Annotated in this window: 18 protein-coding genes; 1 reads left to right on the top strand and 17 read right to left on the bottom strand. The window is 68.3% G+C overall.

The window, feature by feature from the left end; genetic code table 11:
• Positions 1–15: 15 nt before the first annotated feature.
• From U5817_RS01815 to paaG, 13 genes are all read right to left on the bottom strand, one after another.
• Entirely contained in the window at positions 16–1,818 is a 1,803-nt protein-coding gene (locus tag U5817_RS01815; RefSeq protein ID WP_407279531.1) for an ABC transporter permease subunit, read from the bottom strand.
• A complete protein-coding gene (locus U5817_RS01810; protein WP_407279530.1) occupies positions 1,815–2,852 on the bottom strand; it encodes a branched-chain amino acid ABC transporter permease in 1,038 nt (345 codons plus the stop codon). The genes U5817_RS01815 and U5817_RS01810 overlap by 4 nt, the downstream gene beginning before the upstream one ends.
• A 114-nt stretch (positions 2,853–2,966) precedes the next feature.
• Positions 2,967–4,115: an ABC transporter substrate-binding protein gene (locus U5817_RS01805; RefSeq protein ID WP_407279529.1), complete on the bottom strand. Its 1,149-nt coding sequence runs from the start codon at positions 4,113–4,115 to the stop codon at positions 2,967–2,969.
• A 208-nt stretch (positions 4,116–4,323) separates the two neighbouring features.
• The gene (locus U5817_RS01800; protein WP_407279528.1) at positions 4,324–4,965 is read right to left on the bottom strand and encodes a TetR/AcrR family transcriptional regulator; all 642 of its coding nucleotides are present in this window, start codon (positions 4,963–4,965) and stop codon (positions 4,324–4,326) included.
• 38 nt (positions 4,966–5,003) lie between these two features.
• Entirely contained in the window at positions 5,004–6,086 is a 1,083-nt protein-coding gene (gene paaE, locus U5817_RS01795) for a 1,2-phenylacetyl-CoA epoxidase subunit PaaE (RefSeq protein ID WP_169132239.1), read from the bottom strand.
• A 44-nt stretch (positions 6,087–6,130) separates the two neighbouring features.
• Positions 6,131–6,622 (bottom strand): 1,2-phenylacetyl-CoA epoxidase subunit PaaD, encoded by a 492-nt coding sequence (gene paaD / locus U5817_RS01790; protein WP_407279527.1) that lies wholly within the window; start codon positions 6,620–6,622, stop codon positions 6,131–6,133.
• Between the two features lie 146 nt (positions 6,623–6,768).
• Positions 6,769–7,527, bottom strand: a complete 759-nt coding sequence (gene paaC / locus U5817_RS01785) for a 1,2-phenylacetyl-CoA epoxidase subunit PaaC (RefSeq protein WP_407279526.1) — start codon at positions 7,525–7,527, stop codon at positions 6,769–6,771.
• 12 nt (positions 7,528–7,539) lie between these two features.
• A complete protein-coding gene (paaB, locus tag U5817_RS01780; protein ID WP_169132236.1) occupies positions 7,540–7,827 on the bottom strand; it encodes a 1,2-phenylacetyl-CoA epoxidase subunit PaaB in 288 nt (95 codons plus the stop codon).
• 67 nt (positions 7,828–7,894) lie between these two features.
• On the bottom strand, positions 7,895–8,896 hold the full coding sequence (paaA, locus tag U5817_RS01775; RefSeq protein WP_169132235.1) for a 1,2-phenylacetyl-CoA epoxidase subunit PaaA: 1,002 nt from the start codon (positions 8,894–8,896) through the stop codon (positions 7,895–7,897).
• 237 nt (positions 8,897–9,133) lie between these two features.
• Entirely contained in the window at positions 9,134–10,456 is a 1,323-nt protein-coding gene (paaK, locus tag U5817_RS01770) for a phenylacetate--CoA ligase PaaK (RefSeq protein WP_169132234.1), read from the bottom strand.
• Between the two features lie 108 nt (positions 10,457–10,564).
• On the bottom strand, positions 10,565–11,029 hold the full coding sequence (paaI, locus tag U5817_RS01765) for a hydroxyphenylacetyl-CoA thioesterase PaaI (RefSeq protein ID WP_169132233.1): 465 nt from the start codon (positions 11,027–11,029) through the stop codon (positions 10,565–10,567).
• Positions 11,022–12,554: a 3-hydroxyacyl-CoA dehydrogenase PaaH gene (gene paaH, locus U5817_RS01760; protein WP_407279525.1), complete on the bottom strand. Its 1,533-nt coding sequence runs from the start codon at positions 12,552–12,554 to the stop codon at positions 11,022–11,024. Before paaH ends, paaI begins: the two co-directional genes overlap by 8 nt.
• The gene (paaG, locus tag U5817_RS01755) at positions 12,555–13,355 is read right to left on the bottom strand and encodes a 2-(1,2-epoxy-1,2-dihydrophenyl)acetyl-CoA isomerase PaaG (protein WP_407281142.1); all 801 of its coding nucleotides are present in this window, start codon (positions 13,353–13,355) and stop codon (positions 12,555–12,557) included.
• Positions 13,356–13,705: 350 nt separating this feature from the next.
• Between paaG and paaN the strand changes: the two genes are divergently transcribed.
• Positions 13,706–15,394: a phenylacetic acid degradation protein PaaN gene (paaN, locus tag U5817_RS01750; RefSeq protein WP_407279524.1), complete on the top strand. Its 1,689-nt coding sequence runs from the start codon at positions 13,706–13,708 to the stop codon at positions 15,392–15,394.
• 108 nt (positions 15,395–15,502) lie between these two features.
• Here paaN and U5817_RS01745 read toward each other — a convergent pair whose 3' ends face one another.
• The 4 genes from U5817_RS01745 to U5817_RS01730 are packed head-to-tail and all read right to left on the bottom strand — an operon-like array spanning position 15,503 to position 23,037.
• Positions 15,503–18,433, bottom strand: a complete 2,931-nt coding sequence (locus tag U5817_RS01745) for an EAL domain-containing protein (protein ID WP_407279523.1) — start codon at positions 18,431–18,433, stop codon at positions 15,503–15,505.
• Positions 18,430–19,836, bottom strand: a complete 1,407-nt coding sequence (locus U5817_RS01740) for a response regulator (RefSeq protein ID WP_407279522.1) — start codon at positions 19,834–19,836, stop codon at positions 18,430–18,432. Before U5817_RS01740 ends, U5817_RS01745 begins: the two co-directional genes overlap by 4 nt.
• On the bottom strand, positions 19,833–20,933 hold the full coding sequence (gene cheB, locus U5817_RS01735) for a chemotaxis-specific protein-glutamate methyltransferase CheB (protein ID WP_407279520.1): 1,101 nt from the start codon (positions 20,931–20,933) through the stop codon (positions 19,833–19,835). The genes U5817_RS01740 and cheB overlap by 4 nt, the downstream gene beginning before the upstream one ends.
• Positions 20,934–20,955: 22 nt before the next feature.
• A complete protein-coding gene (locus U5817_RS01730; protein WP_407279519.1) occupies positions 20,956–23,037 on the bottom strand; it encodes a response regulator in 2,082 nt (693 codons plus the stop codon).
• Positions 23,038–23,053: the final 16 nt, after the last annotated feature.

The following is a 23,053-nucleotide window of genomic DNA, read 5'->3' as shown; positions in this document are numbered from 1 at the left end:
CCACGCTCATGCCGTTCATTCCACACCTCCGAGATAGGCTTCGAGCACCGCGGGGTTCTGCTGCACTTCCTCGGGCAGGCCTTCGGCGATCTTCTGGCCGAACTCCATCACCACCACGCGATCCACGAGCCCCATGACGAAGTCCATGTCGTGCTCGACGAGGAGAATCCCCATGCCTTCGCCCCTGAGCTTCCTGAGGAGCTCGGCGAGCGCCTGCTTCTCCTTGAAGCGCAGGCCCGCGGCCGGCTCGTCGAGCAGCAGCAGGCAGGGGTCGGCGGCGAGCGCGCGGGCGATCTCGAGGATGCGCTGCTGGCCCAGCGCGAGGCTGCCGGCAGCGTCGAACATGTGCTCGGCGAGGCCCACGCGCTCGATCTGGCGCGCCGCTTCGTTCAGGAGGCGCGCCTCTTCGGCGCGGTCGAGGCGCCAGGCGGCGGGGAACACGCCCTTGTCGCCGCGCATGTGGGCGCCGATGGCGACGTTCTCCAGCACGCTCATGGTCGGCAGCAGCTTCACGTGCTGGAAGGTGCGGCTCATGCCCATCCTGGCGATCTCGCGCGAGCCGCGCCCGGCGACCGGCTTGCCGAGGAACAGCACCTCGCCCGAGGTCGGGGTGTCGACGCCCGAGATCTGGTTGAACATGGTGCTCTTGCCCGCGCCGTTGGGGCCGATCAGAGCGAGGATCTCGCCCGCCTTCACGCTGAGGCTCATGGCGTTGTTGGCCACCAGGCCGCCGAACTTCCTCGTGACCTCCTTCGCTTCGAGGATCACCTCCCCGCGCGCGGGCAGCGGTTTCTTCGGCAGCGGCTCGGCCGCGGCGTCGAGCGTGCGCCGGGTCACCTTCACCGGCACGAGGCGGGCGAAGATCGGCCACAGGCCTTCGCGCGCACGCTGCAGGATCACAATCATCATCAGGCCGAAGACGATCACCTCGAAGTTGCCGCTCTGGCCGAAGAGCTGCGGCAGGATGTCCTGCAGCCACTGCTTGACGATGGTGATGACGCCCGCCCCCAGCAGCGCGCCCCATACCTGGCCGGCGCCGCCCACCACGGCCATAAAGAGGTACTCGATGCCGATGTGCAGACCGAAGGGGGTGGGGTTCACGAAGCGCTGCAGGTGCGCGTAGAGCCAGCCCGAGGCACAGGCGTGCAGCGCGGCGATGACGAAGATGACCATGCGCGAACGCGCGGTATCCACGCCCATCGCCTCGGCCATCACCATGCCGCCCTTCAAGGCGCGGATGGCGCGGCCTTCGCGCGAGTCGAGCAGGTTCTGGGTGGTGAACACCGCCGCGAGCAGGAAGACCCAGATGAGGTAGAAGATGTGGCGGCCTTCGGTGAGCTCGAAGCCGAAGAGCGCGATGGGCGGGATGCCGGTCAGCCCCGTGTGGCCGCCCAGGGTCTCGAGGGTGCCGAAGAGGAAGTACAGGCTGATGCCCCAGGCGATGGTGCCCAGCGGCAGGTAGTGGCCGGAGAGCTTCAGCGTGAGCGAGCCGAGGACGAAGGCGACGGTGGCAGTGAACACCAGGCCCACGCCGAGCGCGAGCCAGGGCGAGCCGCCCGCCCAGGCGAGCCAGGCGGGCAGTTCGGTCGCGGTGGTGAGCACCGCGGTGGTGTAGGCGCCCAGGCCCACGAAGGCAGCCTGGCCGAAGCTGGTGAGGCCACCCACGCCGGTGAGCAGCACGAGGCCGAGGGCCACCAGCGCGTACAGGCCGATGTAGTTCAGGAGCGTGACGTAGAAGGGCGGCATCACGAGCGGCGCCACCAGCAGCACGAGCATGAAGGCGCCGAGCACGACGCGCGGGGAGAGTGCGGGCTTCATTCCTCTTCCTCCACGTGGTGGCTGGTGAGCGAGCGCCACAGCAGCACCGGGATGATGAGCGTGAACACGATGACTTCCTTGTAGGCGCTGGCCCAGAAGGAGCTGAAGGCTTCGAGCAGGCCGACCAGCACGGCGCCGGCGGCGGCGATCGGGTAGCTCGCGAGCCCGCCGACGATGGCGGCGACAAACCCCTTCAGGCCGATGAGGAAGCCGGTGTCGTAGTAGATGGTGGTGATGGGGGCGATCAGCACGCCCGAGAGCGCGCCGATGAGGGCCGCGAGCAGGAAGGTGAGCCGCCCGGCGAGCGCGGGCGAGATGCCCATCAGGCGCGCGCCGTTGCGGTTCATCGCGGTCGCGCGCAGCGCCTTGCCGTAGATGGTGCGGCCGAAGAACTGGTACAGGGCGACGATGAGCACGATGGAGGCGGCGACGACCCAGATGGTCTGGCCGGTGACCATCATCGGGCCGAGCTCGAAGCGCGCTTCCGAGAAGGCCGGGGTGCGCGAGCCTTCGGCGCCGAAGAAGAGTAAGCCGAGGCCCACCATGCCCACGTGCACGGCGACCGAGACGATCAGCAGGATCAGCACCGGGGCGGCGGCGATCGGCTGGTAGATGAGGCGGTACATCAGCGGCCCCATCGGCACGATCACGAGCAGCGCGAGCAGCACCTGCACGGCGAGCGGGAGTGTGGCGAGCGGCAGCAGGTAGAGCAGCGCCGCAAGCGCGAGCGGATAGCCGGCGTTCCACGCCAGCACGCCCGCGAGGCGCCCCTTCTGGCCGCTGGCGAGTGCGCCGCGGGCATCGACCACGGCCGCGAGCACCCCGGCGCCGACGAGCAGCCACAGCGTGGCCGGCACGTGGCCGGCCTGGATCATGACCAGGGTGAGCGCGCCATAGGCGACGAACTCCCCCTGCGGAATGAAGATCACCCGCGTCACGGCAAACACCAGCACCAGCGCGAGCGCGAGCAGCGCATAAATCGCACCGTTGGTGATGCCGTCCTGTGCGAGCAACAGCGCTATCTGGAAATCCATGGACGAACCCCGCTATCGGGAGCGGCACGGGCCGCTCCCGACTCTTTCAGCAACGAATGAAAGCCCCGCGCGGCGCGGGGCAACGCCCGGCCGTCACGGTTTCAGCTCAGGAACTTACTTGACGAGTTTCCATGCCCCGCCCTGGATCTGCACCATCACGCGCGCGCGCTGGTCCAGGCCGAGGTGGTCGTTGGGGCTCATGCTGAAGATGCCATGCGCGGCCGGCACTTCCTTCAGTCCTTCGAGCGCGTCGCGCAGCGCGGCACGGAACTCCTTGGTGCCCGGCTTGGCCTTCTTCAGCGCCGTCGGAACCGCGGCGGCGAGCAGCACGCCGCTGTCCCAGCCGTGCGCGCCGAAGGTCGACACGCTGCCCTTGCCGTGGGCCGCCTCGTACTTGCTGATGTACTCGAGCGCGCTCTTCTTCACCGGGTTGCTGTCGGGCAGTTGGTCGGCGACGAGCACCGGCCCGGCCGGGAGGAAGGTGCCCTCACAGTCCTTGCCGCACACGCGCAGGAAGTCGTTGTTGGCGACACCGTGGGTCTGGTAGATCTTGGCATTGAAACCGCGCTCCTTGAACGCCTTCTGCGGCAGCGCGGCCGGCGTGCCGGAGCCGGCGATCAGCACCGCATCGGGCTTCGCCGCCATGATCTTCAGCACCTGTCCGGTCACCGAGGTGTCGGTGCGGGCGAAGCGCTCGTTGGCGACCAACTTCAGCTTGCGCGCATCGGCCACGGCCGAGAACTGCTCGTACCAGCCTTCGCCGTAGGCGTCGGAGAAGCCGATGAAGGCGACCGTCTTCACGCCGTTGTTGGTCATGTGCTCGATGATCGCGGTCGACATCTGCGCGTCGTTCTGCGGCGTCTTGAACACCCAGCGCTTCTTGTCGTCGACCGGCTCGACGATGCGTGCCGAGGCGGCCATCGAGATCATCGGCGTCGCGGCCTCGGCCACCACGTCGATCATCGCCAGCGAGTTCGGCGTGATCGTCGAACCGAGGATCACGTCCACCTTGTCCTCGGAGATCAGCTTGCGGACGTTCTTCACGGCCGAAGTGGTGTCGGAGGCGTCGTCGAGGACGATGTAGTTGATCTTCTCGCCCGCGATCGTCGTCGGCAGCAGCGCGATCGTGTTCTTTTCCGGGATGCCCAGCGAGGCGGCAGGGCCGGTCGCCGACACGGTCACGCCGACGTTGATGTCGGCCTGTACGGCAGTCGCGGCAAAGGCAAGACCGATGGCAGCCATCAGGGAAGTGCGCAGTTTCATGGTGTGTCTCCTCCTCTTGGATTATTGGCGACCGGACCTGAGGGAAGCCGCGGTCGCGTCAGGCGATTATTGCTTACGATACAAACTATTGCCAGTCCAACTATTGATCTGAATCACATTTTGACCACGCCGGCACCAGGTTGCGTGAGAAATTCCGCGCGCGTGACACCCCGAGCATAGGGTCGGTCCCTTGCGTCCGGCTGACGCACTAGGCATCCGCCGCCGCCCCCGCCACCGCGACACCGCCGCCTTCGCCGCGCATCAGGCCACGCACGCCGTTGAGGAAGATCCCGGTGACGATGGGCGCCATGTCGTGGAAGGTCAGCGGGCCGTCCGCGCGCAGCCAGGTGAAGGTCCAGTTGATCATGCCGAACAGGATCATCGTGACCGCCTTGTCGAGCTTGCGGCCCTTGAGGCCGGGTTCGACCCGCGCCAGCGCGTCGGCGAAGGCCGCCACCACGCGCCGCTGCTTGGCGGCGACGCTCTCCGCCTGCTCCTCCCTGAGGAACTTCACATCCTGCACGATCACCATGTGATGGTCCTGCGCGTGCTCGTATTCCTCCATGAAGCGCGTCACGAGCTCGGAGAAATGGGCCTCCGGGTCGAGCTTGCGCGCCTCCACGGACGCGACGATCGCGAGCAGCTCGTCGATGTAGCTATCGGCGATGTCGAACAGCAGATGCTCCTTGTCGCGGTAGTAGTGGTACAGCAGCGGCTTCGACACGCCGCAGGCCTGGGCGATAGCCGACATCGAGGCATTGTGGAAGCCCTTTTCCGCGAACTGCCCCGCCGCCGCGCGCAACATCGTCGCGCGCTGCAGCTCGAAAGTGGGTGCCTTGCCTCGTGCCATGCCGGATGTCGTGCCTGTTTCGGGGCCAGCCGCTTCCCTCAGCGCTCGTCGAAACTGATGACGACGCGCTCGGTGAGGGGGTGCGCCTGGCAGGTGAGAATGTAGCCGGCATCAACGTCCGGCTGTTCGAGGGTGAAATTCTTGTCCATGCGCACCTTGCCCTCAAGCAGTTTCGCGCGACAGGTGCAGCACACGCCGCCCTTGCACGAATACGGCAGGTCCATGCCGGCGCGCAGCGCGACGTCGAGGATGGACGGATCCTCGGCGCGGAACTCCATCTCGCGCCTGAGGCCGTCGGCAATCACGGTGACCTTCGCCTGGGTCGCATCGCCCGGTTCGACGTGGTGCTCGGGGGCGGAGGCCGGCACGCCGAAGCGCTCGAGGTGGATGTGCTCGTGTGCGAGGCCCGCGGCCTGCAGTGCAGCCTCGACCTCGTCGATCATCGCGCCGGGACCGCAGATGAAGGCTTCGTCGATGGTGTCGACGGGGATCAGGGTGTCGAGGAACTGGCGCACGCGCTCGCCGTCGAGCCGGCCGTTGAAGAGCGGCACCTCCTGCTCCTCGCGGGAGAACAGGTTGTACAGCGTGAAGCGCGCCATGTGGCGGTTCTTCAGGTCTTCGAGCGTCTCGGCGAACATCACGCTCGCCTGGCGGCGGTTGCTGTAGACCAGCGTGAAGCGGCTGTGCGGCTCCGCCGCGAGGGTGGTCTTCACCAGCGACAGGATGGGCGTGATGCCGCTGCCGGCGGCGAAGGCGACGTAGTGCTTGGCGTGCGCGGGGTCGAGCGGGGTGTGGAAGCGGCCTTCGGGAGTCATCACCTCCAGCACGTCGCCGACCCTGATTCCGCCGTCGTTGGCCCAGGTGGAAAACACGCCACCGCCGATCTTCTTGATCGCGACGCGCAGCTCGTTGTCATCGACACCGGAGCAGATCGAGTAGGAGCGGCGCAGCTCCTCGCCGTTGACCATGACCTTGAGATTGAGGTGCTGGCCTTGCTCGAAGCGGTAGTCCTCGGCCAGTTCGGCCGGAATCTCGAAGCGCAGGCTCACCGCCTCGGGCGTCTCGCGCCGCACCTCGGCGACTTTCAGCGGATGGAATTTCGGCGTTCTGTGCGTCGTCATGTCTCGTCTCCTCGATCGCTTCTCGTGGCGATTCGATGCTTGTCTCAGATCGGTTTGAAGTACTCGAATGGTTCCAGGCAGCTCTGGCAGCGGTACAGCGCCTTGCACGCGGTCGAGCCGAACTGCGACAGGCGCGTCGTGTCGGTCGAGCCGCAGCGCGGGCAGGCGAGCTTGCGGGGCACGAAACGGATCGGCTGGGCACCGCCGACCGCCGCGTCGCCGGACGGGGGCGCGATGCCGTAGGCGCGCAGCTTCTCCTTCGCCGGCTCGGTGATCCAGGCGGTGGTCCACGCGGGCGCGAGACGCGTCTCGACCTCCACCTCCGCGGTGCCGGCGGCGACCAGCGCATCGCGGATGCTTTGCGCGATCACCTCGGTAGCCGGGCAGCCGGAATAGGTCGGCGTGACGACCACATGCAGGCCGCCGTCGCGTGCATGGACCTCGCGCACGATGCCGAGCTCGGTCACCGAGATCACCGGGATCTCGGGGTCGGGCACGGCGTGGAGGACGTCCCAGGCCTGGGTTTCGGTCAGCATCGCGTTTTCATCCGGCATTCGTCATTGCGGCACGTTTTTCGTAGGGCGGGAGGAGCCGAAGGCGTATCCCGCAACACGGCGGTCGAGCCCTCCCGTCCGGCGGAATGGCGGGATACGCTCCGCTCCGCCCGCCCTACGATCCTTTGTCACCACTGCGCGCCCGGGTAGGTGCGCTGCAGGTACTGCATCTCCGACAACAGGTGCCCCAGGTGCTCGCTGTGGCGGCCGAACTTGCCGTAGGACTTGAAGGGCGTGCGCGCGGGCACGGTCAGCGTCGCCTCGTTCAACACCGGCACGACCACGGCTTCCCACGCCGCTTCGAGCTCGCTCCATGCCGGGCCGATGCCGGCGGCGGCGATCGCCTCGTCGGTCGGATTCGCGGCGAAGAACTCGGCGGTGTAGGGCCACAGGTAGTCGAGCGCAGCCTGCGTGCGTGCATGCGATTCGGCCGTGCCGTCACCCAGGCGCACGACCCAGTCGCCGGCATGCTGCGCGTGGTAGCGCGCTTCCTTGAGGCTCTTCGCGGCGATCGCGGCGAGTTCGGTGTCGCTCGACGCGAGCAGGCGCTCCCACAGCAGCACCTGGAGGCTCGCGAAGAGGAAATTGCGCACCATCGTGCGGCCGAAGTCGACGTTGGGCAGCTCGCACAGCGTGAGGTTGCGGTAGTGCATCTCGGTGCGCAGGAAGGCCAGCTGGTCCTCGTCGCGGCCCTTGCCTTCGAGCTTGCCGGCGTGCGTGAGCAGCATGCGCGCCTGGCCGATCAGGTCCAGCGACATGTTGGCGAGCGCCATGTCCTCTTCGAGCACCGGCGCGTGGCCGCACCATTCGGACATGCGCTGGCCGAGGATCAGCGCGTTGTCGCCGAGGCGGGTGACGTATTCAATGTGGGCGGGGGTAGTGGTCATTTTCCGGCGCTCTCACATGTGGTTCACTTCGTCGGGCAACTGGTAGAAGGTCGGATGCCGGTAGATCTTGTCCTCGGCCGGATCGAACAGCTCGGGCTTGGCGTCCGGATCCGAGGCGACGATGTTGCCGGCCTCGACGACCCAGATGCTCACGCCTTCCTGGCGGCGGGTGTAGACGTCGCGCGCGACCTGCAGGGCGAGCTTGGCGTCGGGCGCGTGCACGCTGCCGCAGTGCTTGTGATCGAGGCCGTTCCTGCTGCGCACGAAGACTTCCCACAGCGGCCATTCCTTGCGTTCCATGTCTCTTCTCCTCTCGTGAGGGCTGGCCGGAGCCGCCCTTTCTGTCGGTGTGTTCGATGAATATCTGTCACGCGGCCTGGTGCTCGCGCGCGGCGCGCTTGCGCTCGTGCTCGAGCGCGGCCTCGCGCACCCAGGCGCCGTCCTCCCACGCCTTCACGCGCGCGGCCAGGCGGTCGACGTTGCCCTGGCCGTGGCCGTTCACCACGTTCCAGAACTCGTCCCAGTCGATCGCGCCGAAGTCGTAGTGGCCGCGTTCCTCGTTCCACTTCAGCTCCGGATCGGGCATCGTCACGCCCAGTACCTCGGCCTGCTTCACGGTGGCGTCGACGAACTTCTGGCGCAGGTCGTCGTTGGAGATGCGCTTGATGCCCCAGCGCGCGCTCTGGCCCGAATGCACGGAATCCTTGTCGTGCGGGCCGAACATCATGATCGACGGCCACCACCAGCGATTCACGGCGTCCTGCACCATCTCGCGCTGCTCCTGGGTGCCCTTCATCATCGTCAGCAACAAGTCGTAGCCCTGGCGCTGGTGGAAGGATTCCTCCTTGCAGATGCGCACCATCGCGCGGGCGTAGGGGCCGTAGCTGCACTTGCACAGCGGGATCTGGTTCATGATCGCGGCGCCGTCGACCAGCCAGCCGATCACGCCGATGTCCGCCCAGGTGAGCGTCGGGTAGTTGAAGATCGAGCTGTACTTGGCCTTGCCCGTGTGCAACGCGTCGAGCAGTTCGTCGCGCGACACGCCCAGCGTCTCGGCCGCGGCGTAGAGGTAGAGGCCGTGGCCGCCCTCGTCCTGCACCTTCGCGAGCAGGATCGCCTTGCGCTTCAGGGTCGGCGCGCGCGTGATCCAGTTGCCCTCGGGCAGCATGCCGACGATCTCGGAATGCGCGTGCTGGCTGATCTGGCGCACGAGCGTCTTGCGGTAGGCCTCGGGCATCCAGTCCTTGGCCTCGATGTAGCCGCCGGCATCGATCTTGGCGTCGAACTCGGCCTGGTAGGCGGGATTCTCGACCGCGCGCGGCGCCTTCTCGGCGTTCTGCTGCGGGATGTCCAGTGCTTGGGTGTACATGTTTTTGTCTCCTCCTTCCTTGTCCCTGCGGCACGCTCCTCTGCGGGAGCGGCCTCAGAATGCCTGTCTTTGCGTGGGAGTTGCCCCATTCGGGAATGCCGGGGTTTTCGTGGGAGCGGCTTCAGCCGCGAATGGGCGCGTCAGGCTGCAGGAACGCTGCTTCGCGGCTGAAGCCGCTCCCACAACAGAGAACTCCCGCAACACAGCCCTGCTACAACACAACGCTCCCACCACGGATCACTCCTTCGGCCGGCGATCCACCACCCGCTTGGCCTTGCCGATCGTCACACGCTCGATCGCGAAGGGCTCGCACACATGCACCTTCGCCGACACGCCGATGAAGGTCTTGATGTCGTGCTGGAGCTCCTTCGCGAGCGCTTCCTTCTGCTCCGGGTGGCGACCGACGTTGGCCTCCGGATTGATCTCGACCTTCACGGTAAGGGTGTCCATGTGGCCGTCCTTGTCGACCTCCAGCAGGTACTGCGGCGCGAGCTTCGGGTTCTTGCAGATCAGCTCCTCGACCTGGGTCGGGAAGAGGTTCACGCCGCGGATGATCAGCATGTCGTCCGAGCGCCCGGTGATCTTCGCCATGCGGCGCATGCTGCGTGCGGTCGGCGGCAGCAGGCGCGTGAGGTCGCGGGTGCGGTAGCGGATCACCGGCATCGCTTCCTTGGTCAGCGTGGTGAACACCAGCTCGCCCTCGGAGCCGTCCGGCAGCACTTCGCCCGTATGCGGGTCGATGATCTCGGGGTAAAAGTGGTCTTCCCAGATCACTGGGCCGTCCTTGGCCTCGATGCACTCGTTGGCCACCCCCGGCCCCATCACCTCCGACAGGCCGTAGATGTCGACCGCGTCGATGCCGGCGCGCGCCTCCATCGCCGCGCGCATCGCCTGCGTCCACGGCTCGGCGCCGAAGATGCCGACCTTCAGCGAGGTCTGATGCGGATCGATGCCCATGCGCTCCATCTCGTCGAGCACCGTGAGCATGTAGGACGGCGTCACCATGATGATGTCGGGCTTGAAGTCCTGGATCAGCTGGATCTGCTTCTCGGTCTGGCCGCCGGACATCGGCACCACCGTGCAGCCGAGCTTCTCGGCGCCGTAGTGCGCGCCCAGCCCACCGGTGAACAGCCCGTACCCGTACGCGATATGCACCATGTCGCCGGCGCGCCCGCCCGAAGCGCGGATCGAGCGCGCGACGACCGTCGCCCAGGTGTCGATGTCCTTCAGCGTGTAGCCCACCACCGTCGGCTTGCCGGTGGTGCCGGACGACGCATGCACGCGCGCGACCTTCTCGCGCGGCACTGCGAACATGCCGAAGGGGTAGTTGTCGCGCAGGTCGCCCTTCGCGGTGAAGGGAAACTTCGCGAGGTCCGCGAGCGACTTCAGGTCGTCCGGGTGCACACCCTTGGCGTCGAAGGCCTTGCGGTAGTGCGGCACGTTCTCGTAGGCGTGGCGCACGCTCCACTTCAGGCGCTCGAGCTGCAGGGCGCGCAGTTCGTCCTGGCTGGCCTTCTCGATCGGTTCCAGATCGCCGGGCGACGGGGTCTTTACGGGCATTGCTCTCTCTCCTCCTGGTTTCTTCGGTTTGCGCGGATTTCATATGAGGCCGGAATTATTCCCCGAAGCTGGGGAATCCCGGGTGACCCGCGTCAAACGCCATTCATTTCACAACTCGACGACCGCCCTTCCCTTCAGCCGATAGGACTTGCCGCGCATCACCGCGATCAGCTCGCCCTTCGGGTTGGTGACGCTGATGTCGTACACGCCGGTACGACCGGCGGCGAACACTTCCTTCGCCTCGGCGCACAGCACCTCCCCGGGACGCCCCGGCGCCATGAAGTCGAGGCTGATGCCGGACGCCACGGTCTGCTCGTTGCCGCTGTTGCACGCATAGGCGAAGGCCGTGTCGGCGAGCAGCGTGATGAAACCGCCGTGGCAGATGTCGAAGCCGTTGAGCATGTCCTCGCGCACCGTCATCGTCACCTTCGCGTAACCGGGGCCGATCGCCTCGAAGCGGATGCCGTTGGCGTGGAGCACGCGGTCGTTCTCCGACATGCCGTCGCGCACGCGCTCGGCGACGAGCTGGGGATCGAGCCCGTTCGTGAGATCGCGATAGCCCGCCTCAGTCATACATCGCCTCCCCGTTGCAGGCCTTGCGGCGCAAGAGCGGCGACACGCGGTAGCGCTCCTCGCCGTAGTGCTCCTGGAGGTTCGCCAGCACCTCGACGACGAATCCCGCGCCGAGCTGGTCGGCCCACGCGAGCGGGCCGCCCTTGGGGTAGTTGGTGCCATGGCGCATCGCCGTATCTACGTCGCGCGCGCTCGCCACCCGCTGCAGCACCGCGTCGGCGGCCTCGTTCGCGAGCATCGCGACGGTGCGCAGCGCGATCAGCCCGGCGACGTCGTCGATCACGCTGACCTTGAAGCCGGCCTTCTGGAAGGTGCCGGTGACCACGCGCAGCGCGCCCAGGCCGCACTGGTCGGCGCGCGTCAGCGCGATGCGGGTGCTGGTCGAGTAGTCGAGACACAGGTCGAACAGCACCAGGTTCGGCTGGCGTTCCTCAGCCGCGCGCAGCGTCGCCGTGCGGCCGTCGGTGAGCGCGACGCGCGCGGCGCCGATCTGCATCCAGCCGCGCTTGCCGTGCATGCCGGACTCGCGCCGCACCTCGATGCCGGCCGCCTCCAGGCGCGCGAGCAAGGGCGCGGCCGCGCCGATGTCGCCGACCACGGTGACGCGCGGCTCGCCGTCCTGCGGCGCTTCGTCCTGCGGCACGGCCTTCGCGGCGAGTTCGCCATATTCATAGATACCGCGCCCGCTCTTGCGACCGAGCCGGCCGGCGGCGACGAGCTCCTGCTGGAACGGGCTCGGGGCGAAGCGGCGGTCGCAGAAATAGGCCTCGAACACCGACTTCGTGACCGCGAAGTTCACGTCGTGGCCGATCAGGTCCATCAGCTCGAAGGGGCCCATCGCGAAGCCGCAGCCCTCGCGCAGGATCGCATCCAGCGTCGCGGGCTCCGCCTCGTGCTCGGCAAGCACGCGCAGCGCCTCGGCATAGTAGGGGCGCGCGACACGATTCACGATGAAGCCCGGGGTGGAAGCCGCATGCACGGGCACCTTGCCCCAGGCTCGCGCCGTCGCGTAGAGGGTTTCGGCGACCTCGCGGTCGGTCGTCAGCCCCGACACCACCTCGACCAGCGCCATGCGCGGCGCGGGGTTGAAGAAGTGCAGGCCCGCAAGCCGGCCCGGACGGGCGAGGCCCGCCGCCATCGCATTGATCGACAGCGACGAGGTATTGCTGGCGATGATCACGTCCGCACCGAGCAGGTTTTCGAGCTCGGCGAAGAGCTTGCGCTTCACGTCCAGGTTCTCGACGATCGCCTCGATCGCGAGGCCCGCATCGGCCGCCTCGGCCAGTGCCGCGACGGGCACGACGCGCTCCAGCGTCGCCGTGGCTTCAGCCCCGTCGAGACGGTTCTTCGCGACGAGGAACTTCAGGTCCTTCTCGATCGCCGCGCGCCCGGCGGCGATCGCCTCGCTGCGGCCGTCGTACAGGTACACGGTGTGACCCGCGCGCGCCGCGACCTGGGCGATGCCGCTGCCCATCGCGCCGGCACCGATCACGACGATCTTCACATCCCGGGTGAGTGCGCTCATTCAGTCACCCTTGAAATTCGGATTGCGCTTTTCCATGAATGCGGCGACGCCTTCGCGGTAGTCGTTCGAATTTCCGCACACCGTCATCAGGTCGCGCTCGAGGTTGAGCTGGGTCTCGAAGTCGTTGGTCGAGCTCGCCCAGATCGCCTGCTTGGTCTTCGCATAGCCGAAGGTCGGCCCTTTCGCGAGGCCCGTGGCTACCTGCTGCACGGTCGGCATCAGCGCCTCGTCATCAACGCACTTCCAGATCAGGCCCCAGCTCTCCGCCTGCTCGGCCGACAGCTTCTCGCCCAGCAAGGCCATGCCCATCGCGCGCGCCGGTCCGACCAGGCGCGGCAGGATCCAGCTGCCGCCCGTGTCGGGCACCACGCCGAGCTTGCTGAAGGACTGGATGAAGCTCGCCGAGCGCGCCGCGAACACCAGATCGCAGGCGAGCGCGATGCTCGCGCCCGCGCCGGCCGCGACGCCATTCACGGCCGCGATCACCGGCAGCTCGAGACTGCGCAGCGCGAGCACCAGGGGCTTGTAGTTCTTCTCGACCGATTCGCCCAGGTCCACCGGCGCCGCACCCGGCGCGACCGCCCGGTCGGACAGATCCTGCCCGGCGCAGAAGCCGCGACCGGCGCCGGTGAGCACCAGCACGCGCACCACACCTGCCGCACGGCCTTCCTTCACCTTCGCCAGCGCCCCGCGCACTTCCTCGTGCATCCGGCTCGTGAACGAATTCAGGCGATCGGGACGGTTCAAGGTCAGCGTCGCCACGCCCTCGACCACGTCGAGACGAATCGTCTCGCCCTGCATGCTCCAATCGGTGCTGCTCATGTCTCCTCCTGTCATCCCTCTGCACAAACGCCCGCCCCTACGATCGGGCGGCGGTTCTGCAGAGTCTCCTTCTTCGGATCGCCCGGCAGGCTTCGAGGCCTCCTGTCGGCGGGGGTCTGCGCCCGGTATTCCGAGCTTTCTTTGTAGTCCGGCCTTTGTTTGACCGACCGGTCAATCAATAGTAAGCTTGATCCAGATCAAAAGACAACAGTTTTTTGCTTGACAAGCTTCGCCGCAGCGCAGCAACGCACCAGCCGCTATAACAAGGTCAGCAACGCCGATCCGCAGGGGCCGCAGAAGCCCCGCCCCGCCACCAGAGGAGACCCTCGATGTCCAACGTCACGTCCACCACCACGCCCGCCCAGCTATTCGACAAGCATCATGCGACCCTCGAAGCCGCCGTCCAGGCGATCCACGCCCGCGGCTACTGGACGCCCTACCCCGAGATGCCCAGCCCCAAGGTGTACGGGGAGACGGCGCAGGACGACGGGCGCCGCGCCGTCGAGGCCTGCTTCGGCCAGGATTTCGACCTCGGCCAGCCCGGCCGCAGCGGCTGGATGGCGAGCGAGCGCTCGCCCTATGGCGTCGAGCTGGGCGTGCGCTACCCTGTGTGCGACGGTCAGGCGCTCATCGACGCCGCGCACGCGGCGATGCCCGGCTGGCAGCGCATCGGCGCGCAGGGCCGCGCCGGGGTGTGCCTGGAGATCCTCGAACGCCTCAACAAGCGCAGCTTCGAGATCGCCCACGCGGTGATGCTCACCACCGGCCAGGGCTGGATGATGGCCTTCCAGGCGGGCGGCCCGCACGCGCAGGACCGTGGCCTCGAGGCCGTCGCCTACGCGTATCGCGAGATGAAGTTCATCCCGCACGAGACCGTGTGGGAGAAACCGCAGGGCAAGAACCCGCCGCTGAAGATGAAGAAGCACTTCGAGATCGTCGGCCGCGGCGTCGCGCTGGTGATCGGCTGCGGCACCTTCCCGACCTGGAACACCTATCCCGGCCTCTTCGCCGCGCTCGCGACCGGCAACCCGGTCGTCGTCAAGCCACACCAGAACGCCATCCTGCCCGCCGCGATCACGGTGCGCATCGCGCGCGAGGTGCTGGCGGAAGCCGGCCTCGACCCCAACCTCGTCACGCTCGCGGCCTTCGACAAACACGAAGCGACGCAGGCGCTCGCGACCCATCCGGCCGTGAAGTCGATCGATTTCACCGGCGGCAACACCTTCGGCCAGTGGCTGATCAGCAACGCGAAACAGGCGCAGGTGTATGCCGAGCTCGCCGGCGTGAATAACGTCGTCATCGAATCGACCGACCAGTACAAGGCGATGCTCAGGAATCTCGCCTTCACGCTGTGCCTGTACTCGGGCCAGATGTGCACGACCACCCAGGCGATCCTCGTCCCGGCCGACGGCATCGACACCGACCAGGGCCGCAAGAGCTATGACGAGGTATGCGCGGATCTCGCCACCTCCATCGACAAGTTCCTCGCCGACCCGGCGGTCGCCACCGCGGTGCTGGGCGCGATCCAGTCGCCCGACACCCTCGCGCGCATCGCGGAAGCGCCCGCCCACGGCCGCGTCGTGCGCGCCTCGACGAAGATCGAGCACGCCGAGTTCCCCCGCGCCGAAGTGCGCAGCCCGCTGCTGCTGGCGTGCGATGCCGCCGACGAGAAGGCCTACATGGAAGAACGCTTCGGCCCCATCGCCTTCGTCGTCAAGGTCGCCGACGGCGCCGCGGCGGTGACCCTCTCGGAGCGCATCGTGCGCGAGCACGGCGCGCTCACGGTCGGCCTCTACTCGACGAAGCCGGAAGTGGTCGACGCGATGACCGAGGCGACCTGGCGCGCTGGCGTCGCGCTGTCGATCAACCTCACCGGCGGCGTGTTCGTGAACCAGTCGGCGGGTTTCTCCGACTACCACGGCGTCGGCATGAACCCGGCGGCGAACGCGAGCCTGTCGGACAGCGCCTTCGTCGCCAACCGCTTCCGCGTTGTGCAGCGGCGCTATCACGTCGAGTAAGCGCTCGGGACCCGAATCGTAACGACCAGGGGCGCCGCGGCGCCCGCTCCCCCCGGATACGCTGCCACCACGACCTCGCCGAGCGCCCCTGAGCGCGCGGCGTGCGCCTTACGCGGGCACGGAACCGGCGCAGACGAGCGCAACCGCCTCGCGGATCGTCGCGCGCAGCTCCTCGTCGTCCCACGGCTTGAGCAGGAATTTGCTCACCGCCCCGTTGTTAATCGCACGCGTGATGGCGTCCACGTTTGCATAACCCGAAAGCATCATCCGCACCGTACCGGGATGCAGTTCCTTCACCCGCATAAGGAAGTCGCTGCCGTTCATGCCGGGCATGCGCTCATCCGCCAGCAGCACATGCACCGGCTGCCGGGCGAGGATTTCGAGCCCCTCGTGCGCGGAAGCGACAGACAGGATGCGGTAGCCGTCATGACGCAGTAATCGTTTGAGCGCACTGAGGACGTACGGTTCGTCGTCGATCAGCAGCAGGGTCGGAGGGGGCGCTCCGTCGGCGAATGCTGCGAGGGCCATCCGCGCCCCGTCGCCGAGCATGACCGCGAGCGCCTCACCCTCGACGGGACGACTGAAATAAAATCCCTGGATCTCGTCGCAGCCTTGCCGCCGCAGATATTCCATCTGCGCCTCGCTCTCGACACCCTCGGCGATCACCTTGAGCCGCAGGCTGTGCGCCAGCCGGATTGTCGCGATGCAGATCGCGGCGTCGTCGGGTTCGGTCACCACGTCGCGCACGAAGGCGCGGTCGATCTTCAAGTAGTCGATGGGGAAACGCTTCAGGTAGGCCAGGCTGGAATAGCCGGTACCGAAGTCGTCGAGCGCGAGCGAGACGCCGAGCGCCTTGAGTTTCCGCATCGTTGCGACGGCCTCCTCGACATCGGCCATCGTGGTGCTCTCGGTAATCTCGAGCTCCAGCTGCGCACCCTCCAGCCCCTCGGCGGCCAGCGCGGCGGCAATCGTGCCATGGAGCTCGCCAGAGCGGAACTGGCGGGCCGAAAGGTTGATCGCCACCGGCGGAACCGCCAGTCCACGCTCCCGCCAGCAGCGGATCTGGCGGCATGCGGCGCCGATCACCCATTCGCCGACGGGCACGATGAGCCCGGTCTCCTCAGCCAGCGGGATGAATTGCAGCGGCGGAACCAGCCCGAGCTCCGGGTGCTGCCAGCGCAGCAGCGCCTCCAGCCCGACGATGGCGCCGTCCTTCAGACTCACGCGCGGCTGGTAGTGCAGCACGAACTCACCGCGCTCGAGTGCGCCGCGCAGCGCGTGTTCGAGCGCCTGACGCCGCAGCACCGTTGCATTCAGCGCCGGGGTATCGAAGCAATACTGGTTCCCGCCGGCGCCGTGCGCCTCGAGTCGCGCAATGTTGGCGTGCTGCAGCAGTTCGGCGGGGCTGTTGCCGTCACCCGGGTAGAGGCACACGCCGATGCTGGCTGTCACCGCCAGCTCATGGCCCTCAATGACGAAGGGGCGCGCGAGTTCGTCGAGGATCCGCCGCACGATCAGACCGGCCGCATCGACACCAGCCAGATCGCCCAGCACCACGACGAAGTCGTCCATGCCGACGCGCGCCACGGTATCGCCCTCGCGAACCAGCGCCGTGAGCCGCGCGGCCACCCCGCGCAGCAGGTCGTCGCCCACCGCATGGCCGAAGGAACCGACGATGCCGCCGAAGCGGTCGATGCCGATCGACAACACCCCGACCGAACACTGGTGGCGATTCGCATGCACCAGCGCCTGGGCTAGACGGTCGTCGAGGAGGTTGCGATTCGCGACCCCGGTGACACCGTCGAAATTGGCATGCCGCTCGAGCTCCTCCTGGTAGCGGATCCGCTCCGTGACGTCGTACTGAACGCCGACGAAGTGCGTGCACCGGCCCGCGTCGTCGCACACCGGCGCAATGTGCAGATCGGCCCAGTAGATCCGCCCGTCCTTGCAATGGTTGCGAAAGATCGCCTGCCCCTCGCGGCGGTCGCGGACCAGCGCGCGGACCTCGTCCAGCCCCGGCTGGTCGTGGTCCGTCCCGTGCAGGAAACGGGCATTCCGGCCGATGGCCTCTTCGGCACGATAGCCCGTGATACGTTCGAACGCGGGGTTCACATACACTATCGGGAGATCCGGCTGCTGGCAGTCGACGACCACGACGGCGTTCACGCTCGCCTCGATCGCGCGCTCGCGCAGCCGCAGGGCCTCCAGCACGCCGACGCGATCGGTGACGTCGCGCGCCAGGCCGACCACGCCGACCACCGCGTCGCCCTCATCGCGGATCGGCGCGCGCGTGGTCGAAAACCAGCGCCATTGATCGCCGCCCGGCAGGCGCACGCGCACGCACTGTTCGGGCGTCGGTTCGCCGCTGCGCAGTACGCGGTCGTGTTCGGCGGAATCCCACACGCCGCCGGGCTCGACGTCCGGCAGCAGCTCGACCGCCGTGCGCCCGACGAGCGCATCGGGTGATTCGCAGCCGAGCAGCAGAGCGGATTGCCGGTTCGCACGGATGAAGCGCTGCCCGCCGTCCTGGTAGAACACCAGGTCGGTGGTGTTGTTCATGAATTCACGCAGCAGCCGCTGCTCCGCGAGCAGTTCGCGCTGCAGGCGGTAATGCGAGTGGGCCGAATGCACCATCAGGCGCAATTGCTCCTGGTTCCACGGCTTGGTGATGTAGCCGAAAATGCGGCCCTGGTTCACCGCGCGCACGACCGCATCGAGATCGGCATAGCCGGTGACCATGATGGCTGCCGCGCGCGACAGCCCCCGCGCCCGTGCAAGCATTTCGTCGCCGCACATGCCGGGCATGCGCTGATCCGACAGCAGCACCGACAGCTCGGGCAACTCCGGAATGAGGGCGATTGCCGCTTCGGCCGACGGCGCGGTGTGCACGATGCATTCGTCCTCGAGCGTATCGGCGAGCGCCGCGAGGATCTGCGGCTCGTCGTCCACCGCCAGCACCACCGGGCGCTCGCCGATGCTGGCGAAGGCGGCCTCCGGCAGCGCACCGCCGCGGCCTGCGGGGGGTACCGTGGCCGTCATGTCGCACCTCCCGTATTCGTCGCGGCCGTGGGCCCGTTCTGGCGCAAGGGCAGACGGACCACCATGCGCGTGCCGACTCCTTCCTCGCTGAATGCTTCGAGCGTGCCCCCGTGCTGCCGGACGATGCCGAAGGAAATTGACAGCCCCAGCCCGGTGCCGGCCCCCACCGGCTTGGTCGTGAAGAAGGGCTCGAAAATCCGTTCGCGCACGCGCTCGCACATGCCCTTGCCGTTGTCGGCGATCTCGATCCGCATCATGTCTTCGTCCTCGAGGGTGGTGATGGTGATTTCCCCGTCGCCCGCAGCGGGGTCGATCGCGTCGATCGCATTGGCGAGCAGATTCATCAGGACCTGGTTGAGCGGCCCCGGGTAGCAGTCGAGCCCGCGCTGCGGCACGCCGCGCCGCGTCACGCGGATGCGGTCGTGCAGGCGGTGCTGCAGCAGCGTGAGCACCGCGTCGATTGCCTCCTCCACGTCGATCGTGCGAATTTCGCCCGCGTCGAGCCGCGAAAAGGTGCGCAGCTTGACTACCAGATCGCGCATGCGCTCGAGCCCGCCCGCCATGTCGGCGAGCCGCTCGCGTGCCTTGTCCAGCAGCCGCGCACGCTCGGGCGACAGCTGCGGGCGCGCTTCCGCCTCGACCTGCACCAGCGCGCGCGACACGGTCGCGTGGTGGTTGAGCACGAAGGCCAGCGGGTTGTTGATCTCGTGCGCCACGCCGGCCACCAGTTCGCCCAGCGAGGCCATCTTGGCCGACTGGACGAGGCGCGACTGGGTCTCGCGCAGTTCCGCATAGGCCGCCTCGAGGGTGCGGTTCGAGGCCTCCAGCTCGCGGTTCGCGTCGAGCAGCCGCTCCTGCGTGCGGCGCAGCTCGCGATTCTGATGCACCGCACTCTCGTACGTGGACACGAGCAGGCCGACCAGCTGGCGTGCATCGCGCGGCCTCAGCTCGTGCTCGTCGTCGCCGAGCCGAAGCCGCATCGGCGGACATGCCCCGGCACAGGACGGCGACGGCGGCGCTTCGATCTGCGCGCGCAGGCTGGCGAGCAGCACGGCTTCGTCGTAGGGCTTGGTGACGTAGCAGTCGGCCCCCGCATTCAGGCCGCGAATGACATCGTCGGTGGCGGCGAGCGAGGTCAGCAGGATGACCGGAATGCCGGCGAGCGCCTCGTCGTCGTGCAGGTGCCGGCACAGCTCGTACCCGTCCATGACCGGCATGCTGACGTCGCTCACGACCGCCGCGGGGCGCTGCGCCCGTGCCAGCGCCAAGGCCGTCGCGCCGTCGCCCGCGCTGAGCACCGCATAGCCGGCGCCTTCGACGACGCGCCGCAGCATTTCCGCCTGCACCGCGCTGTCCTCGACGATGAGCACCGGCGCCGGCGCCAGGGGAACGTCAGCCGTCATCGCAGCTCCCCTCGCCCCCCCGGCGGCGGCGATGCGCCTTCCGCCAGCTGCACCAAGGCCGGGGCGACCTCGCCGAGCGGTAGCGCGAGCGCTGCGGCCCCCGCGCGGATCGCCTCGCCCGGCATGCCGAAGACGACGCTCGTCGCCTCGTCCTGCGCGATCGTCGCCCCCCCGGCCGCAGCGATCTGGGCGAGGCCGGCGACGCCGTCTCGCCCCATGCCCGTGAGCACCACGCCGACGGCATTGCGCCCATGCACGCGCGCGAGCGATGCGAGCGCGAGATCGGCCGAGGGCCGATGCTGCTGGCCGCGCCATTCCGGCGAACAGCGCAGGCGCCCGTCGGCGTCGAGCTCGAGGTGCATCCCGTCGGGTGCGAAATAGGCCGTCGCCGGCTGCGGCACGTTGCCGTCCTGCGCGGTGCGCACCGCAATCGGCACGGTGCTCGCGAGCCACTGCACCAGACCTTCCGCAAAACCCTCCGCGATATGCTGGATGCACAACAGCGGAAGCGGGAAATCCCGCGGCAGCCGGCGCAGCACGGTCTCGAAGGCCTGCGGCCCGCCAGTCGAGGCGACGATGCCAACGATGCGGGGGCGCTGATCCGGCAATCCCGCGAGACGCCGCGGCGCGGCCGACACGGGCGCCGGCGCCGCGCGACTGCGGCGACGCCGCAAGGCGACGACGCCGGCCGCCACGCGGATCTTGTGCGCCAGCTCGGCGGCGAGCGCGGCCGATCCGTCGCACAGGCCGGCGCGCGGCTTGGCGACGATATCCACCGCGCCGGCCTCGAGCATCGCAAAGATGGTGTGGGTCTGCTCGCGCTGCACCGCGACGCTGAGCACGAGGATGGGCAAAGGATGGGTCGCCATCAGCTCGCGGGTGAATTCGAGACCGCCCATGCCGGGCATGTAGAGGTCGGTGCACACGACGTCGGGCTTGAGCCGCGGAACCAGCGCCAGCGCTTCGGCGCCGTCGCGTGCCGTGCCGCAGACGCGAATCGCCGGCTCGATCACGAGCATGCGCCGGACGACTTCGAGCGCAATCGCCGAGTCGTCGACCAGCAGGACGCGGATCGGCTGCCGCCGCGCGCCGCTCATGGCGGGCTCCTGCGTGCCGGCCTCAGATCAGGCGTTCTAGGCATTCAATGAGCTCCGTCTGATCAAAACCGGGTTTGGCGATGTACGCATTCGCACCGGCCTCCAGCCCGCGCATCCGGTCCGCATCCGACGCGAGCGAGGTCACGAGGACGACGGGCAGGTGCGCATGACACGCCTCGCGGCGAATTCGCCGGGCAAGCTCGAGTCCGTCGAGCTTGGGCATGTTGACGTCGGAGACTACGGCATCAAATTCGCCGCGCGCGAGCTTGCGCAGGGCGTCGAGGCCATCGACCGCGGTAACGACCTCGTAACCCGCAGCCTCGAGGATGCGGCTTTCCTGCGTGCGGGTGGTGATGCTGTCCTCGGCGATCAGTACCCGTTTGCGCCGCTGCGGTGCCGCAGGCGGCGCGGCGGCGGCAGGTGCGGACGGTCGCCGCAACGAGGCGAACAGATCGTGGGGATCGAGCACGATGCAGATCTCCCCGCTGTCAAGGATCGTCGCACCGGCCACGTTGCGCACCCGCTCGAGCAGGCTCCCCGGCGACTTCAGCATCACCTCCTGCTCGTCGAGCAGGGCCTCGACCGCAACCGCAAAGCACCCGCCCGCGGCCTCCAAGATCACCGCCGTGCAGCCATCCGCAGCCACGGGCGCCACCGCCCGTTCCAGCAGCGCGGCAAGCGGAGCGAGCGGGACCGGCCGATCGTCGAACAGGGCGGCATCGCGCCCGTCGAGTTGCAGGATGTCGGCTGCGGCAAACCGGCGCATGCCGCGTACATACTCGACCGGCAGGCCATACGGCTGGCCGTCGGCCTCGACGATCAGGATGCGTGCGGTCGCCAACGTCACGGGAAGGCGCAGCGTGAGCGCCAGGCCGCGCCCGGGCGCGGAGTCCAGCACGAGCTCGCCCTTGAGCCTTTCGATCGCCTCGCGTACGACATCCAGCCCGACCCCCCGCCCAGACACCTCGCTCACATTGCGCGCGGTCGTCAACCCCGCGCGCAGGACCAGCGCGCGCAGCTGCGCAGGCGTCATCGCGGCAAGGCTCGCAGCGGTTTCCAGCCCGCGCTCCAGCGCCGCCTCGCGGATCGCCTCCACGTCGAGCCCGCGGCCGTCGTCGTCCACCGCGATCTCGATCGCGCTCTCGGTGCGCCGCGCCTGCAGACGGATGCGACCGCCGCCCGGCTTGCCCGCCCGCACCCGCTCCGCCGGCGCTTCGATGCCGTGGTCGATCGCATTGCGCAACAGATGCATCAGCGGATCGCGGATCTCCTCGAGGACGCGCCTGTCGGCACTCACCTCTTCCCCTTCGATCACCAGCTCGACCGACTTGCCCTGGCTGCGCGCGAGCTCATGCACCATACGCGGGAACTGGCGGAAGATGTTCGCCAGCGGCAGCAGACGGATCGCCCGGACACCCTCGCCGAGGGCGCCGCTGACACGTTGCAGATGCGCGAGGTCGTCGTCGATCGCGCCATGCAGCCGCGCGAGCATGGCTTCGATCGGCGCCAGCCGCTCGAGCAGCGCGAGCGCATCCACGGCGCCCCCCCCCGGACCGGACGCGATCGCGCGCCGTAGGCCCTCGCACCGCTCGGAAATCGCCTCGACCTCGGCAAGCCGACGCAATATCCGCGTGCGTCCGGTCGCCAACTCGCCGGATGCCGTCAGCAGCGCATCGAGACGGCGGGCATCGACGCGCACGGCGTCCAGATCGGGCGGCCCGCCGCGTGCCGCGGACACCACCGCACCCGCCTTCGCATCCCGTGCCTTCGCTTCCGGCACCGGCGGCCCCAGCGCCTCGCCGACGGCGACGCGGATGTCACCAAGCTGCCGCAGCATTTCGTGCACGTGTTCGGGGCTGCGCGCGTCGACGTCGCGGCGCGCGGCGTTGAGCATGTCCTCGAGACTGTGCGCAAGCAGCTCGACCGCGGACAGACCGAGCATGTGCGCAGCGCCCTTGAGGCTGTGCGCGTCTCGGAACAGCGCTTCGACGGCCGCATCCCCGCCGGCATCGCATTCGAGCCGCAGCAGACCGTCGTCGAGGCGCTGCAGGTACTCGCCGCTCTCCTGCCGGAACAGGTCCTGCAGGTGCTCGTCCGCAATCATGACGCAAGGCTCCCCA

It is taken from the genome of Aromatoleum evansii (assembly GCF_045689615.1).
In the GTDB taxonomy this organism is placed as follows: Bacteria; Pseudomonadota; Gammaproteobacteria; order Burkholderiales; family Rhodocyclaceae; genus Aromatoleum; species Aromatoleum evansii.
Note: the sequence above shows the minus strand (reverse complement) of the source record. Positions and strands in the feature narration are given on the sequence as shown.

What these genes read in the sequence shown, in the direction of transcription:
- U5817_RS01815 (WP_407279531.1), bottom strand. Translation starts at nt 1,818, where the DNA reads ATGAAGCCCGCACTCTCCCCGCGCGTCGTGCTCGGCGCCTTCATGCTC.
- U5817_RS01810 (WP_407279530.1), bottom strand. Translation starts at nt 2,852, where the DNA reads ATGGATTTCCAGATAGCGCTGTTGCTCGCACAGGACGGCATCACCAAC.
- U5817_RS01805 (WP_407279529.1), bottom strand. Translation starts at nt 4,115, where the DNA reads ATGAAACTGCGCACTTCCCTGATGGCTGCCATCGGTCTTGCCTTTGCC.
- U5817_RS01800 (WP_407279528.1), bottom strand. Translation starts at nt 4,965, where the DNA reads ATGGCACGAGGCAAGGCACCCACTTTCGAGCTGCAGCGCGCGACGATG.
- paaE (WP_169132239.1), bottom strand. Translation starts at nt 6,086, where the DNA reads ATGACGACGCACAGAACGCCGAAATTCCATCCGCTGAAAGTCGCCGAG.
- paaD (WP_407279527.1), bottom strand. Translation starts at nt 6,622, where the DNA reads ATGCTGACCGAAACCCAGGCCTGGGACGTCCTCCACGCCGTGCCCGAC.
- paaC (WP_407279526.1), bottom strand. Translation starts at nt 7,527, where the DNA reads ATGACCACTACCCCCGCCCACATTGAATACGTCACCCGCCTCGGCGAC.
- paaB (WP_169132236.1), bottom strand. Translation starts at nt 7,827, where the DNA reads ATGGAACGCAAGGAATGGCCGCTGTGGGAAGTCTTCGTGCGCAGCAGG.
- paaA (WP_169132235.1), bottom strand. Translation starts at nt 8,896, where the DNA reads ATGTACACCCAAGCACTGGACATCCCGCAGCAGAACGCCGAGAAGGCG.
- paaK (WP_169132234.1), bottom strand. Translation starts at nt 10,456, where the DNA reads ATGCCCGTAAAGACCCCGTCGCCCGGCGATCTGGAACCGATCGAGAAG.
- paaI (WP_169132233.1), bottom strand. Translation starts at nt 11,029, where the DNA reads ATGACTGAGGCGGGCTATCGCGATCTCACGAACGGGCTCGATCCCCAG.
- paaH (WP_407279525.1), bottom strand. Translation starts at nt 12,554, where the DNA reads ATGAGCGCACTCACCCGGGATGTGAAGATCGTCGTGATCGGTGCCGGC.
- paaG (WP_407281142.1), bottom strand. Translation starts at nt 13,355, where the DNA reads ATGCAGGGCGAGACGATTCGTCTCGACGTGGTCGAGGGCGTGGCGACG.
- paaN (WP_407279524.1), top strand. Translation starts at nt 13,706, where the DNA reads ATGTCCAACGTCACGTCCACCACCACGCCCGCCCAGCTATTCGACAAG.
- U5817_RS01745 (WP_407279523.1), bottom strand. Translation starts at nt 18,433, where the DNA reads ATGACGGCCACGGTACCCCCCGCAGGCCGCGGCGGTGCGCTGCCGGAG.
- U5817_RS01740 (WP_407279522.1), bottom strand. Translation starts at nt 19,836, where the DNA reads ATGACGGCTGACGTTCCCCTGGCGCCGGCGCCGGTGCTCATCGTCGAG.
- cheB (WP_407279520.1), bottom strand. Translation starts at nt 20,933, where the DNA reads ATGAGCGGCGCGCGGCGGCAGCCGATCCGCGTCCTGCTGGTCGACGAC.
- U5817_RS01730 (WP_407279519.1), bottom strand. Translation starts at nt 23,037, where the DNA reads ATGATTGCGGACGAGCACCTGCAGGACCTGTTCCGGCAGGAGAGCGGC.